The organism is Streptomyces sp. NBC_01260, from assembly GCF_036226405.1.
GTDB lineage: Bacteria > Actinomycetota > Actinomycetes > Streptomycetales > Streptomycetaceae > Streptomyces > Streptomyces laculatispora.
The window spans coordinates 8172124-8185522 of the sequence record NZ_CP108464.1; the positions used below are offsets into that span (position 1 = coordinate 8172124).

The 13399-nt window shown below is 72.0% G+C and carries 14 protein-coding genes; 9 read left to right on the forward strand and 5 right to left on the reverse strand.

Features of this window, described 5'->3' with window-relative positions; all coding sequences use genetic code 11:
* Nucleotides 1–17 precede the first annotated feature (17 nt).
* Both OG322_RS36355 and OG322_RS36360 read right to left on the reverse strand, forming a co-directional pair.
* Nucleotides 18–464: a hypothetical protein gene (locus OG322_RS36355; protein WP_124286363.1), complete on the reverse strand. Its 447-nt coding sequence runs from the start codon at nt 462–464 to the stop codon at nt 18–20.
* The gene (locus OG322_RS36360) at nt 461–1045 is read right to left on the reverse strand and encodes a hypothetical protein (RefSeq protein ID WP_123467007.1); all 585 of its coding nucleotides are present in this window, start codon (nt 1043–1045) and stop codon (nt 461–463) included. Before OG322_RS36360 ends, OG322_RS36355 begins: the two co-directional genes overlap by 4 nt.
* A gap of 252 nt (nt 1046–1297) precedes the next feature.
* Between OG322_RS36360 and OG322_RS36365 the strand changes: the two genes are divergently transcribed.
* Entirely contained in the window at nt 1298–1702 is a 405-nt protein-coding gene (locus tag OG322_RS36365) for a J-domain-containing protein (protein ID WP_124286364.1), read from the forward strand.
* A 58-nt stretch (nt 1703–1760) separates the two neighbouring features.
* Entirely contained in the window at nt 1761–2252 is a 492-nt protein-coding gene (locus OG322_RS36370) for a GNAT family N-acetyltransferase (protein ID WP_241200476.1), read from the forward strand.
* 69 nt (nt 2253–2321) lie between these two features.
* Here the strand turns inward: OG322_RS36370 and OG322_RS36375 are convergent, their stop codons facing one another.
* From OG322_RS36375 to OG322_RS36385, 3 genes are all read right to left on the reverse strand, one after another.
* The gene (locus tag OG322_RS36375; RefSeq protein ID WP_123467003.1) at nt 2322–2711 is read right to left on the reverse strand and encodes a VOC family protein; all 390 of its coding nucleotides are present in this window, start codon (nt 2709–2711) and stop codon (nt 2322–2324) included.
* Between the two features lie 176 nt (nt 2712–2887).
* Entirely contained in the window at nt 2888–3715 is an 828-nt protein-coding gene (locus tag OG322_RS36380) for a VOC family protein (RefSeq protein WP_123467001.1), read from the reverse strand.
* Between the two features lie 170 nt (nt 3716–3885).
* Nucleotides 3886–4218, reverse strand: coding sequence for a DUF6479 family protein (locus OG322_RS36385; RefSeq protein WP_123466999.1), 333 nt, complete (start codon nt 4216–4218; stop codon nt 3886–3888).
* 195 nt (nt 4219–4413) lie between these two features.
* Here OG322_RS36385 and OG322_RS36390 point away from each other — a divergent pair, with 195 nt between their 5' ends.
* The 7 genes from OG322_RS36390 (at nt 4414) to OG322_RS36420 (ending at nt 13334) form a co-directional block, all read left to right on the forward strand.
* Nucleotides 4414–4803 carry a hypothetical protein gene (locus tag OG322_RS36390; RefSeq protein WP_123466997.1) on the forward strand — a complete coding sequence of 130 codons (390 nt, stop codon included), beginning with the start codon at nt 4414–4416 and terminating at the stop codon, nt 4801–4803.
* A 99-nt stretch (nt 4804–4902) separates the two neighbouring features.
* On the forward strand, nt 4903–5469 hold the full coding sequence (locus tag OG322_RS36395) for a 2Fe-2S iron-sulfur cluster-binding protein (protein WP_124286365.1): 567 nt from the start codon (nt 4903–4905) through the stop codon (nt 5467–5469).
* Nucleotides 5466–6452 carry an FAD binding domain-containing protein gene (locus OG322_RS36400; RefSeq protein WP_266412866.1) on the forward strand — a complete coding sequence of 329 codons (987 nt, stop codon included), beginning with the start codon at nt 5466–5468 and terminating at the stop codon, nt 6450–6452. The genes OG322_RS36395 and OG322_RS36400 overlap by 4 nt, the downstream gene beginning before the upstream one ends.
* Nucleotides 6453–6471: 19 nt before the next feature.
* Entirely contained in the window at nt 6472–8571 is a 2100-nt protein-coding gene (locus OG322_RS36405; RefSeq protein WP_124286366.1) for a xanthine dehydrogenase family protein molybdopterin-binding subunit, read from the forward strand.
* A gap of 199 nt (nt 8572–8770) precedes the next feature.
* Entirely contained in the window at nt 8771–9280 is a 510-nt protein-coding gene (locus OG322_RS36410) for an ATP-binding protein (protein ID WP_123466989.1), read from the forward strand.
* Between the two features lie 207 nt (nt 9281–9487).
* Nucleotides 9488–10900, forward strand: a complete 1413-nt coding sequence (locus OG322_RS36415) for an NADP-dependent succinic semialdehyde dehydrogenase (protein WP_329307493.1) — start codon at nt 9488–9490, stop codon at nt 10898–10900.
* 46 nt (nt 10901–10946) lie between these two features.
* Nucleotides 10947–13334 (forward strand): phosphoketolase family protein, encoded by a 2388-nt coding sequence (locus OG322_RS36420; RefSeq protein ID WP_266412868.1) that lies wholly within the window; start codon nt 10947–10949, stop codon nt 13332–13334.
* Nucleotides 13335–13399 lie beyond the last annotated feature (65 nt).

Genomic DNA, 13399 nt, shown 5'->3' on the forward strand with positions numbered 1-13399 from the left:
GGCTGTGACCGCTCGCCTCAGACGTTCAGCAGCCGTTCGGTGAGATCGCGGTATTGCTGGAGGGTGATCCGCAGTTCCTCGGTCCGGGTCCCGGACTCCTCGCCCTGTTGCTGGGTGCCCATCTCGCGCCGACGCTCCTTGAGGGCGCTCGCGAGGCCGTCGACGGCTGCGTCGAAGGCGCTTTCGGCTTCCCCGACCGCTCGCAGGGGGCTCTCGACGAATTCGGTCACCGCATGCTGGAGCCGCAGGATCAGCTTCTCCTGATCGCCCTCCGGGAAGAGCGGCCGATCAGCTGCGGGGACGGCTCCGGCACCCCGGTCAGGGGCTGCCGGCGGCTGTTCGGTGGCCCGGTCGGGGGCTGCCGGCGGCTGTTCGGTGGCCCGGTCGGAGGCTACGGGCGGCTGTTCGGCGGCCTCGGGGGATTCTGTGGGGATCAGGGGTGCGCGTTCGGTGTCGTATGTCATGACGTGCCACTTCCTTCCGCATGGTGCCGGTCCCGGCGGGCCGGGCTCTGCGTACCGTTGGAGACCAGGACGTCGAAGAGACCGCGGGCCTCGATCATGGCCGCTCGCATCTCCTCCGTGCCGCCCTCGCCCCGCTTGACGGCGTGCACCCGGCGGTAGCCGTTGATGTGCTCGGCGTGGTGGACGGAGAGGGCGGCGGTCTGCTCCTCGAAGTCGCTGCCGTCGGGGAATCCCATGTCCTGGGCCAGCTCCGCGAGGAGGGTGTCGGCCTCGGCGACGGCCTCCTGCGGCGCATCGACGAACCTGCTCTGTGTCTGGGTCCAGCGCTCGGTGTACCGGGCACGGGCCTCGGGCGACAGCGGACGCTCATCGAGGGAACGGTGACGCTTCACCCGCTCGCTCAGTTCGTGCCGGGCGGCTTTGGCGTCGCCGTCGTGACGGGCGAGCGTCCGGTCGTACTCGGGCCCGAAGCGGCGCTGCAGGCCGCGCCCGCCCGGCTGTTGACCGAACACGAAGAAGAGTCCGGCGGCCACCACCAGGACGACCGCGACGATGATCACGACAGTGGTCACGCTCACCACTCCTGTCGGTTCTCGGTCCGCTCCCTGCTGTGTTCCATGCTCACCATCCCTTTCGGTCCGTGCCCGGACGAGGGTCCGTCCGGGCGTGCTGCTCGTGTACCCAGCCGCACGAATTCATTCCCGGCAGGTCGAGTTGCTCGCCGTGCGAGGCGTGCGCGGATGTGTCATCGGCGTCTTTTGGAGCGGATCCGCCCGATGCGCCTCGGTATCGTGGAGGGGGCGAATCACGAGTCCTCCGAGAGGGGCGTCACGGTGACCGAACGCAAACCCGCCGGCATCAGCTTCGAGTCCTGGGTCGACAAACAGATCCGCGAATCCGAACAGCGTGGTGACTTCTCCCAGCTGCCGGGGTTCGGCAAGCCGCTCGACGGCCTCGACCGCCCGTACGACGAGACGTGGTGGATCAAGGCGAAGATGCAGCGCGAGGGGGTTTCGGTGCTCCCGCCGACGCTCGCCCTGCGCAAGGAGGCGGAGGACATCCTCGCCGCCCTGCCCGAGGTCCGGACGGAGGCCGAGGTGCGGCGGATGCTGACAGAGGTGAACGAGAAGATCGCCGAGGCCATCAGGCGGCCGCCACCGGGACCGCTCCTGAACCTCAAGCCGTTCGACGTCGATGCCCTGACCGGGGAGTGGCGCGCGGCGCGCGACTCCTCCTGAGGCGGCAGCCGGCGGACCACCGGCCGTCCCCGGGCCCCGGATGCGTAATACTCGGTGCATGAGAACGAGTGTTACGCGGCCAGGGCGCCAGGCGCCCGGCGAAGGCGTACGGATCCGGCGGGCGATCGCCCGGGACGCCAGGCGGCTGACCCGGCTGGTCCAGGCCTCGCGGGCCTATCAGGGGCCGTACGCCCCGATGGTCGCCGGATACCGGGTGGGCCCCGACTACATCGAGGCGCACAGGGTCTTCGCGGCCGTCGAGGAGGCCACCGGGCGGCTGCTCGGCTTCTACTCCCTCGTCCTGGATCCGCCCGAGCTCGACCTCATGTTCGTCGCCGACGACGCGCAGGGCGCCGGCATCGGGCGGCTGCTCGTCGGACACCTGCTGGACGAGGCGCGGGATGCCGGGCTCACGGGCGTGCGCATCGTCTCGCACCCACCGTCCGAGGGCTTCTACCTGAGCGTGGGAGCCACGCGGACCGGCACCGAGCGGGCCGCTCCGCCCGCGGTGATGTGGGACCGGCCCGAACTGCTGCTCCCGGTCACCTGAGGACGGGGAAGGGCCCGGCCGGACCCGCGTGCGGCGGATTCGGCCGAGCCCCTGAACCGGCGCCCGCCGTCAGGAGGCGAAGCCCCCGTACGGACGTGTGATGATCTCCATCGCATGACCTGCGGGGTCGATGAAGTAGACGCCCCGGCCGCCGTCGTTGTGGTTGATCTCGCCCGGGTGCTTACGGTGCGGATCGGCGTAGTAGGTGGCCCCGAGCTCCTGGATGCGGGCGTACGCCGTATCGAACTCCGCCTCCGAGACGAGGAAGGCGTAGTGCTGGAGTGTGATGGATTCGGCGGGAGTGGTCGCGAAATCCAGGGTGACCCCGTTGGCCGTGGTGACGGGGATGAACGGGCCCCACTCCGCGCCGGTCTCCAGCCCCAGGATGCCGGCCAGGAACTCTGCGGATTCCCGGTTGTCCCGGGCGTGAACGATGGTGTGATTCAACTCGACTGACACGGTGGAATGCCTCCAACAGGCATCTCACGGGCACCTCCACGCCTCACCCGACCGGTGACCGACGCGCGATGCCGTACCAAAGATTCTAGGCGCACTGCCCCGGATCGTCGAGGTCCTCCGGTGCTGCCCAGCGGCTGTGACCGCGTCCGGGACGACGACGCAGGACGCCCCGTTGGTCAGGCCGGGACGCCCGCGGTGGGGTTGTGGACGTCCGTGAGGGTGAAGAGTCCGCCGTCCGGATCGAGCAGTGTCGCCTCCCGTGCGTCGCGCCGCGACAACTCCTCGACGAGCGAACCGCCGTGCTTCTGCGCCGACGCGACGGCGGCGGCCACGTCGGGGACGGGGAAGTTGACCTGCCAGTGCGGCCGGATCAGCGGATCGGGGGCCGCCTCGACCGCGCCCGAGCTGATCCGGGCCAGCTGGCGGCCGCCGCAGCTGACGATCACCTCGTCCTTCGCGTACGACACCTCGCAGCAGCCGGGCCGCCCGCTCGCCCAGTCCAGCACCTCGCCGTAGAAGATCGCGGCGTCGAACGCGCTCCTGGTGTGCAGCCGCAGCCAGGCATGTGAATGGCCGTCCGGCGCGGGCGGCGAGGTCGCGGGCTCGGTCCGTTCCCAGATGCCGAACCCCGCGCCCTCGCGGTCGGCGGCCAGCGCGCCGCGCCCCTTGCCCAGGGCCAGCGGACCCACCGCCACCGTGCCGCTGCGCTCGCGGATCCGGGAGGCGGTCACATCGGCGTCCTGGACGGCGAAGTAGGGCGTCCACGCCACCGCGACACGGAACGTGGTCGCCACCGCACCGATACCGGCGACCGGTACGTCGCCGCGGCGGGCGACCGAGAACTCCTGGCCGAGCTTGCCCGGCCGGAAGGTCCAGCCCATCACCGGGCCGTAGAACTCCTGCGCCGACTCCAGGTCCCGGGTCATGAGATTGACCCAGCAGGGCGCCGCGGGCCCGGTCAGAGGCGCGGGCGCGGATGCCGAACCAGAGGTGCTTGCGGTCATGGTCCTACTGCCTTCATGGGGTGTGCGGCGGATGTACGCCGGTGGCCTGCGGGCCCTCACCAGCCTCACCGGGGGCGGCCGCTCCCGCAACACGCGGCGCCGCCGCCCGCCGCGCACATGCCCCGGGGCAGCACGGAACCAGGGCCCGCCGGGCCCCCGCGCCGCACCGCTCAGTCGCGCTTCTCGTCGTTCTCGGGGTGGTCGCTCTCGTACCCGTGCTCACCGAGCTCGTAGGGGGAGAGTCCGCGGCCGTCGGCAGGGAAGCTGTCGTCGGCGTGGACGTCGCGCTCCTCGAGGTGGGCGCGGTGGTCCGGCGCCACCGGCTGCTCCTCGGGCCGGGGCGCGGGCGGGTCCTGGGCGCGCCGTCGCTTGCCCAGCCACACGGCACCGATCAGCAGAGCCACCAGGATCACTCCGACAACGGCCATCACCACCCCGGCCGCGCCCCGTCCGTCCGCGAGGGTGAGGGCCAGGGAATTCAGGGCTCCATGCGATACGTCCATGCATGCGGGATACCCCGGGACCGGGCCGTCACTCGGTAGCAAGGTCGAATTCATGTTTTAAGTGGATATACAGGTAAAAAGCGTTTCGATCGGTACGGGCCCGGCCGTGGCCCGCATACGGGCCACGGCGCCCCTCGTGTCGCAGACACCCGGCCACGGGGAGAGCCTGGAGGTAACCCTCAGGAAGGAACCGCGGTGAACAGCACACGGGAAGCGCAGGCGGAGGAGAACCGGCAGGGCGGGGAGGTGTCGGTCGTTCTCAGCGGGTGCGCGAAGGGCGACGCGGGCACGGTCTTCGACGTGCTGCGGGCCGCATTCGCCACCGACCGGGCCTCGGTCGATGTGCCGCAGGACGTCACGGGCAAGCGGCCCACGGCCTGGGTCGCGACCGTCGATGTGGCCGAGAAGCGGGTGGTGTCGGGGTCCGTGGAGCTCGGCGCGCCCGTCACGGTCGATGTCCAGGGTGGCTACTGGGCGGTCGAACGGCTCAGGCAGGGTCTGGCCGGAGCCTTCGCGGTGCGGGTCGTGGGCACCGTCTCCGGGGACCAGGAGGAGGAAGTGCGGCTGCGGCTGGCGAGCAAGTAGGCCACCCGTGCCGTGCCGAGTCCGTAGCGAGGCACGGACCCTCTGGTGCAAATCTGGTAGAAAGCGGATAAAGCGACCCTGAGTGAGAGGCCTCGGCACGTGGATCCCACCACCCAGCGGGAGGACGTCGGGGGAGACCCACGGCCGACCGCCGGCCGTTCCACCCTGACCCTGAACGTCAACGGAACCGAGCGGACACTGATGCTCGACCACCGCACCACCCTCCTGGACACGCTGCGTCAGCACCTGGCCCTGACCGGTGCGAAGAAGGGCTGCGACCACGGCCAGTGCGGTGCCTGCACCGTCCTGGTGGACGGTCGGCGGGCGAACAGCTGCCTGCTCCTGGCCGTCGCGTACGACGGCTCCCGCATCACCACGATCGAGGGCCTGGCCGACGGCGACCGGCTGCACCCCCTCCAGGAGGCCTTCCTGGACCGTGACGCGCTCCAGTGCGGCTACTGCACGCCCGGCCAGATCTGTTCCGCCGTCGGAGTGCTGGGCGAGGCCGCCGACGGCTTCCCCTCCCACGCCACCGGGCACACCGCACCCGTCACCGCCCCGGCACACCTGGACGCCGCCGAGATCCGCGAGCGGATGAGCGGCAATCTGTGCCGCTGCGGCGCGTACCCCCGCATCGTCGAGGCGATCGGGGACGTGGCGCCGTGAAGCCCTTCAGCTATCTGCGCGCCGGATCCGTCGCCGAAGCGGTCCGGGAGAGCGCGGCCAGTCCCGGAGCCCGGTTCCTCGGCGGCGGCACCAACCTCGTCGACCTGATGAAGCTGGGGGTGGAGAGCCCCGGTCTGCTCATCGACGTGAGCAGGCTCCCGCTGGACCGGGTGACGGACACCGCCGACGGCGGACTGCGCATCGGCGCGACGGTACGCAACAGCGACCTGGCCGCCCATCACACGGTGCGCACCCGCTATCCGGCCCTCTCCCAGGCACTGCTGGCCGGCGCCTCCGGGCAACTGCGCAACACCGCCACCACCGGCGGCAACCTCCTCCAGCGCACCCGCTGCCCGTACTTCCAGGACACGTCCAAGCCCTGCAACAAACGCGAGCCCGGCAGTGGCTGCCCGGCCCGCGAGGGCGCCCACCGCGACCTCGCCGTCCTCGGCCACTCCTCCGAATGCGTCGCCACCCACCCCTCGGACATGGCGGTCGCCCTGGCCGCCCTCGACGCCACGGTCCTGCTGCACGGACCGGACGGCGAACGCGCCGTGCCCGTCACCGGTTTTCACCGGCTGCCCGGGGACAGCCCGGACACGGACACCGTGATCCGGCCGGACGAACTCATCACCGAGGTACTTCTGCCGCCGCTCCCCGACGGCACGGTCTGCCTCTACCGCAAGGCCCGCGACCGCGCGTCGTTCGCCTTCGCCCTGGCCTCCGTCGCCGCGGTGCTGCACGTCCGCGGCGGCCGGATCGAGCACGCGGCCCTCGCGTTCGGCGGCCTCGCCCATCGCCCCTGGCGGGCCCGTGCCGCCGAGGAGATCCTCCGCGGCGCACCCGCCACCGACGAGACGTACGAAACAGCGGTGGACGCCGAACTCGCCGCGGCCCGCCCGCTGCGCGACAACGCGTTCAAGGTCACCCTGGCCCGCCGGCTGGCCGTCGACGCCCTGGCCGAACTCGCCGCCCGCCCCTGAAGAGCCGAGGACTCCCACCATGAGCCACGCCCCCCAGCCACTGGGTGCTCCCGTCGTCCGCCGCGAGGGCCGGGACAAGGTGACCGGCGCCGCGCGCTACTCCGCCGAACGCGACCTGCCCGGCTGCCTGTACGCCTGGCCCGTGCCCGCCACCGTCCCGCGCGGCCGCGTCACCGCGATCCGCACCGCCGGGGCGATGGCCCTCCCGGGCGTCCGTGCCGTCCTCACCCACGAGAACGCGCCGCGCACCGAGGAACCGGACGACCCGATCCTCGCCGTCCTCCAGGACGACCACGTGCCGCACCGCGGCTGGCAGATCGCCCTCGTCGTGGCCGACACCCTCGAAGACGCACGGGCGGGTGCCGAGGCGCTGCACATCACCTACGAGACCGCCCCGCACGACGTCCTCCTGACTGAGGACCACCCCGGCCTGTACACCCCGCAGACCGTCAACGGCGGCTACCCGGCTGTACGCGAACGCGGCGACTTCGACCAGGCCTTCGCCGCCGCACCCGTACGGATCGACGCCACGTACACACTCGGCGCCCTGCACAACCACCCGATGGAGCCGCACGCCTCGACCGCCCACTGGTCGCCGGACGGGCATCTCACCGTGTACGACAGCGGCCAGGGCGCCACCAAGGTGCGCGACAGTCTCGCCACCGTGTTCAAGCTGCGGCCGGACCAGGTCACCGTCGTCTCGGAGCACGTGGGCGGCGGCTTCGGCTGCAAGGGCACCCCGCGCCCCCAGGCCGTGCTCGCCGCCATGGCCGCCCTCCACACCGGCCATCCCGTCGAACTCGCCATGCCCCGGCGCCACATGGCCGCGGTCGTCGGTCACCGAGCGCCCACCGTCCAGCGTGTCCGGCTCGGCGCCGAGGCCGACGGCACACTCACCTCGCTCGCCCACGAGATCATCTCCCACACCTCCACCGTCAAGGAGTTCGTGGAGCAGGCCGCCGTACCGGCCCGGGTGATGTACGGCTCCGCACACAGCCGCACCGGCCACCGGGTCGCCGCCCTCGACGTCCCGAGCCCGTCGTGGATGCGTGCCCCGGGCGAGGCCTCCGGCATGTACGCGCTCGAATCGGCCCTCGACGAACTCGCCTCGGCCCTCGGTATCGACCCCGTCGAACTGCGCCTGCGCAACGATCCGGCCGGCGAACCGGACTCCGGGAAGCCCTTCAGCAGTCGCGGTCTGGCCGGCTGTCTGCGGGAGGGCGCCGCCCGCTTCGGCTGGCACGGGCGCGATCCCCGCCCCGCGATCCGCCGGGAAGGGGTGCTGCTGCTCGGTACAGGCGTCGCCTCCGCCACGTACCCCGTCTACATCGCTGCCTCCCACGCCTCGGCCCACGCCGCCGCCGACGGCTCGTACCGCATCGCGGTCAACGCCACCGACATCGGTACCGGCGCCCGCACCGTCCTCGCCCAGATCGCCGCGAGCGTGCTGGCGACCCCGGTGGAGAACGTGACGGTCGACATCGGCAACAGCGAACTGCCGGATGCCCCGCTGGCCGGTGGCTCCTCCGGCACCGCCTCCTGGGGCTGGTCGGTGCACAAGGCGGCGGCCGGCCTCGTGCGGCAGCTCGGTGAGCGCACCGGACCGCTGGCCGACGGGGGAGTGACGGTCACCGCCGACACCGGGAGCGAGACGGCAGTCGAGTCCCCGTACGCCCGGCACGCCTTCGGGGCGCACTTCGCCGAGGTCGCCGTCGACAGCCGGACCGGCGAGGTCCGGGTACGCCGGATGCTCGGGGTCTTCGCCGCCGGACGCATCCTCAACTCCCGTACCGCACGCTCCCAGTTCATCGGCGGGATGACCATGGGCCTGGGCATGGCGCTGACCGAGTCCAGCACCATGGACCCGGTCTTCGGGGACTACACCGAGAGTGACCTCGCCTCCTACCATGTGCCGGCCTGCGCGGACGCGGTCGGCATCGAGGCGCACTGGATCGACGAGGAGGACCCGCATCTGAACCCGATGGGCAGCAAGGGCATCGGCGAGATCGGCATCGTCGGCGCGGCGGCGGCGATCGGCAACGCTGTCCGGCACGCCACCGGCGCCCGGCTGCGCACCCTCCCGCTCGCCCCGGACCGGCTGCTGCCGCACCTGCCCTGACGGCGGGCGCCGCCCGGCACCGCCGCCAGGGGCAAATGCGCAGGTCATCAGGGGTGCACGGCCGGATGTGTTGCGCAACCGGCTCTACCGGGTCACCCTATGGAGTGACCCAGAAGTGACATCCGCTCACTCTTTGCATTCGGGGGCCGTTCGTTCAACGGGGCGAAGCATGTGGGCCTCGATGTGAGGAGCCTCGACGATGACCGTTCCACTCGACCGGCACTATCTGGTCGAACTCCAGGTTTCGGCAGAGCGTGTGTCCCAGCTGCGGCGGATCATCGCCGCGCATCTCCGCCACTGGAGTCTCGAACTTCACATCCGGCCCGTGTGCCGTGCTGTGGAGGAGCTGCTGACCAATGTCCAGCGGCACGTCGGCGACGACAGCACCTGTGTCCTCCAACTCCGCTGGTCCGGACGGCACCTCACGGTCTCCGTCGCCGACAACGGTGCCGAAATGCCGAGGCTGCTCCACGAGGGCGGCGGCCTCAGCCGGGTGATGGCCCTCAGCGACAGCTGGGGCACCTGCCGGACAGCCGAGGGCAAGGTCGTCTGGTTCACCCGGTACGCGCAGGAGCCGCAGCACATCGCACTGGTGCCGCTCCCGCCGCTGCCCGGAGTCCGCGAATTCCGCCGTCCGCCCGCCGTGGTCACGGACTTCCCCGTGGCCGCACCCGCCCGGACCGACGCCCCCGCCCCCGCCCTCGTCTGAGACGCGCGGCACGGAGCGGTGCCGTGCGGCCGCCCGGCCGCTGCCCCGCACTCCGTACCGCAGCACCTCGCAGTCCTCCCGCCCGGCGCGGACCATGCGCACCGCACGTATGGTCCGCGCCGGGCGGGTACACGTGCGCCGGGCCCGCGTTGCGCCACCGCGCGCGACGCGGCACGGTCGGAGTACCGAGGCAAGGAGGCCACAGTCATGCCCATCGCGACGGTCAACCCCGCGAACGGCGAGACCCTCAGGACGTTCGACGCCCTGGGAGCGGACGAGATCGAGCGGCGGCTCGCCGCGGCGGACACCGCCTTCCGGGAGTACCGCACCACCGGGTTCGGCGAACGGTCCCGTCTGATGAACCGGGCCGCGGACCTCCTCGACGAGGACCAGCAGGACATCGCCCGCACCATGACCCTGGAGATGGGCAAGCCGGTCGGGGCGGCCCGCGCGGAGGCCGCGAAATGCGCGAAGGCCATGCGCTGGTACGCGTCCCACGCCCAGGGACTCCTCGCCGACGAGCACCCCGCACCCGCCGACGTCGAGGACTCCGGCGCCTCCCGCGCCTACGTCCACTACCGCCCGCTGGGCACCGTGCTCGCCGTGATGCCATGGAACTTCCCGCTCTGGCAGGTCGTACGGTTCGCGGCCCCCGCCCTCATGGCGGGCAACACCGGGCTGCTGAAGCACGCGTCCAACGTGCCGCAGACCGCGCTCTACCTGGGCGACCTGTTCCGCCGGGCCGGATTCCCGGAAGGCTGCTTCCAGACCCTGCTGGTGGGATCCGCAGCGGTCGAGGCGATCCTGCGCGACCGCCGGGTGGCCGCGGCCACCCTGACCGGCAGCGAACCGGCCGGCCGCGCGGTCGCGGCCGTCGCGGGCGACGAGGTGAAGCGGACCGTCCTGGAACTGGGCGGCAGCGACCCGTATCTCGTCCTGCCCTCGGCCGACGTCGCCAGGGCGGCCCGCACCGCCGTCACCGCCCGGGTCCAGAACAACGGACAGTCCTGCATCGCCGCCAAGCGGTTCATCGTGCACACCGAGGTGTACGAGGAGTTCGCCGAACGCTTCACCGTGGGCATGCGCGACCTGACCGTCGGCGACCCGCTCCAGGAGTCCACCGACGTCGGCCCGCTCGCCAGCGAGCAGGGCCGCACCGACCTGGAGGAACTCGTCGACGACGCCGTACGGCAGGGCGCGAGCGCCCTGTGCGGCGGCGGCCGGCCCGAGGGGCTGGAGGGCGGTCTGGAACACGGCTGGTTCTACGCCCCCACCGTCCTTGCCGGCATCACACCCGCCATGCGGATCCACCACGAGGAGACCTTCGGCCCCGTCGCCTCGCTCTACCGGGTGAACAGCCTCGACGAGGCGGTGGACCTCGCCAACGACACCCCCTTCGGGCTCAGCTCCAACGTATGGACCCGCGACCCCGAGGAGAGCCGACGCTGCATCCGCGATCTGGAGGCGGGCGGGGTCTTCTTCAACGGGATGACGGCCTCGCACCCCGCGCTGCCGTTCGGCGGGGTGAAGCGCTCCGGCTACGGACGTGAGCTGGCCGGACACGGCATCCGAGAGTTCTGCAACGCCACGACCGTCTGGTACAGCCCCGAGCTGCGGTGACCGCGTCCCCAGCCCCCGGCCCTGTCCCGCCCGCTGAGAGGTGACCATGAGCGACGCCCCACCGACCCCACCGACCACCTGCCCGTCCGACGAAGAGATCTCCGCGCTCGACGCCCACTGGCGGGCGGCCAACTACCTGGCCGTCGGCCAGATCTACCTGATGGCCAACCCGTTGCTGACCCGGCCGCTCGCCCCCGAGCACATCAAGCCCAGGCTGCTCGGCCACTGGGGCACCTCGCCGGGGCTCAACCTCGTGTACACGCACCTCAACCGCGTCATCGCCGCGCGCGGTATCCCCGCGCTGTGCGTCTGGGGCCCCGGCCACGGCGGCCCCGCCGTACTCGCCAACTCCTGGCTCGAGGGCAGCTACTCGGAGACGTACCCCGATGTGAGCAGGGACGCGGCGGGCATGGGGGCACTGTTCAAGCAGTTCTCCTTCCCCGGCGGCGTGCCCAGCCACGTCGCACCCGAGACCCCCGGCTCCATCCACGAGGGCGGCGAACTCGGCTACTCCCTCGCCCACGCCTACGGCGCCGCCCTCGACCACCCGGACCTGCTCGTCACCTGCGTCATCGGCGACGGCGAGGCGGAGACCGGACCGCTCGCCGGCTCCTGGCACGCCAACAAGTTCCTCGATCCGGTCCACGACGGAGCCGTCCTGCCGGTCCTCCACCTCAACGGCTACAAGATCGCCAACCCGACGGTGCTCGCGCGCCTCCCCGAGGGCGAGCTCGACGCCCTGCTGCGCGGCTACGGGCACGAACCGCTGTACGTGCAGGGCGACGACCCCCTCACCGTGCACCGGGCGATGGCCGCCGCGATGGACCGGGCCGTCGACCGCATCGGCGAGCTCCAGGTGGCCGCCCGGACCGGTGGCGACACCGCACGCCCGCTCTGGCCCATGATCGTGCTGCGCACCCCGAAGGGGTGGACCGGCCCCGCCGAGGTGGACGGAGTGCCCGTCGAGGACACCTGGCGCGCCCACCAGGTCCCGCTGCCCGGGGTCCGCGAGAATCCGGCCCACCTGCGTCAGCTGGAGGAGTGGCTGCGCTCCTACCGGCCCGAGGAACTCTTCGACGCCGAAGGGCGCCCCTCGGCCCAGGTCCTCGCCTGTGTGCCCGGGGGCACGGCCCGGCTCGGCTCCAGCCCGTACGCCAACGGCGGGCTGCTCCTGCGCGACCTGCCCGTTCCGCCGCTCGACGGCCACGGGGTCCGGGTGGACCGGCCGGGCACCGTCCTGCACGAACCGACCCGGGTGCTCGGCGGTCTGCTGGAGGCCGTCATGGCGGCCACCGCGGACCGCAGGGACTTCCGGGTCGTCGGCCCCGACGAGACGGCCTCGAACCGGCTCGACGCCCTCTACGAGGCCACCGGAAAGGCCTGGCAGGCCCGGACGCTGCCCACCGACGAGCATCTCTCCCGCGACGGCCGCGTCATGGAGGTCCTCTCCGAGCACCTGTGCCAGGGATGGCTGGAGGGCTATCTGCTCACCGGCCGGCACGGACTGTTCTCCTGCTACGAGGCGTTCGCCCACATCGTCGACTCGATGGTCAACCAGCACATCAAATGGCTGCGGACCTCGCGCCGGCTGCCGTGGCGCCGCCCCATCGCCTCCCTCAACTACCTCCTCACCTCGCACGTCTGGCGCCAGGACCACAACGGCTTCTCGCACCAGGACCCGGGCTTCGTCGACCACATCCTCAACAAGAGCCCCGAGGTCGTCCGCGTCTATCTGCCCCCGGACACGAACACCCTGCTGTCCGTGGCCGACCACGCGCTGCGCAGCCGCGACTACGTCAACGTGATCGTGGCCGGCAAGCAGCCGAGCCTCGACTGGCTCACCCTCGACCAGGCCCGTGCGCACTGCGCGCGAGGTGCCGGGGTCTGGGAGTGGGCGGGTACGGAGGACGGCAGCCGCGAGCCCGATGTGGTGCTCGCCTGCGCCGGGGACGTACCCACCCTGGAGATCCTGGCCGCGGCCGGTCTGCTGCGGCGCCACCTGCCCGAGCTGGCGGTGCGGGTGGTGAACGTCGTCGACATGGCCCGGCTCATGCCGCACGGCGAGCATCCGCACGGGATGCCGGACTCCGAGTACGACGCCCTCTTCACCCGCGACAAGCCGGTGATCTTCGCGTACCACGGCTATCCCTGGCTGATCCACCGGCTGGCCTACCGCCGCACCGGCCACGCCCAGCTGCACGTCCGGGGCTACAAGGAGGAGGGCACGACCACCACGCCCTTCGACATGGTGGTCCGCAACGACCTCGACCGCTACCGGCTGGTCATGGACGTCATCGACCGGGTCCCGGGCCTCGGCGTGCGTGCCGTGGCGGTGCGTCAGGCGATGTCCGACACCCGCACCCGCCACCACGCCTGGATCCGCGAGCACGGCACGGATCTGCCCGAGGTGGCCGACTGGACCTGGGAGGGCTGAGGCCCGCGCAGCGCGCGGCAGGGCCGGGACGGATGCGCCGTCCGGGCCCTGCCGTACGCAAGGGG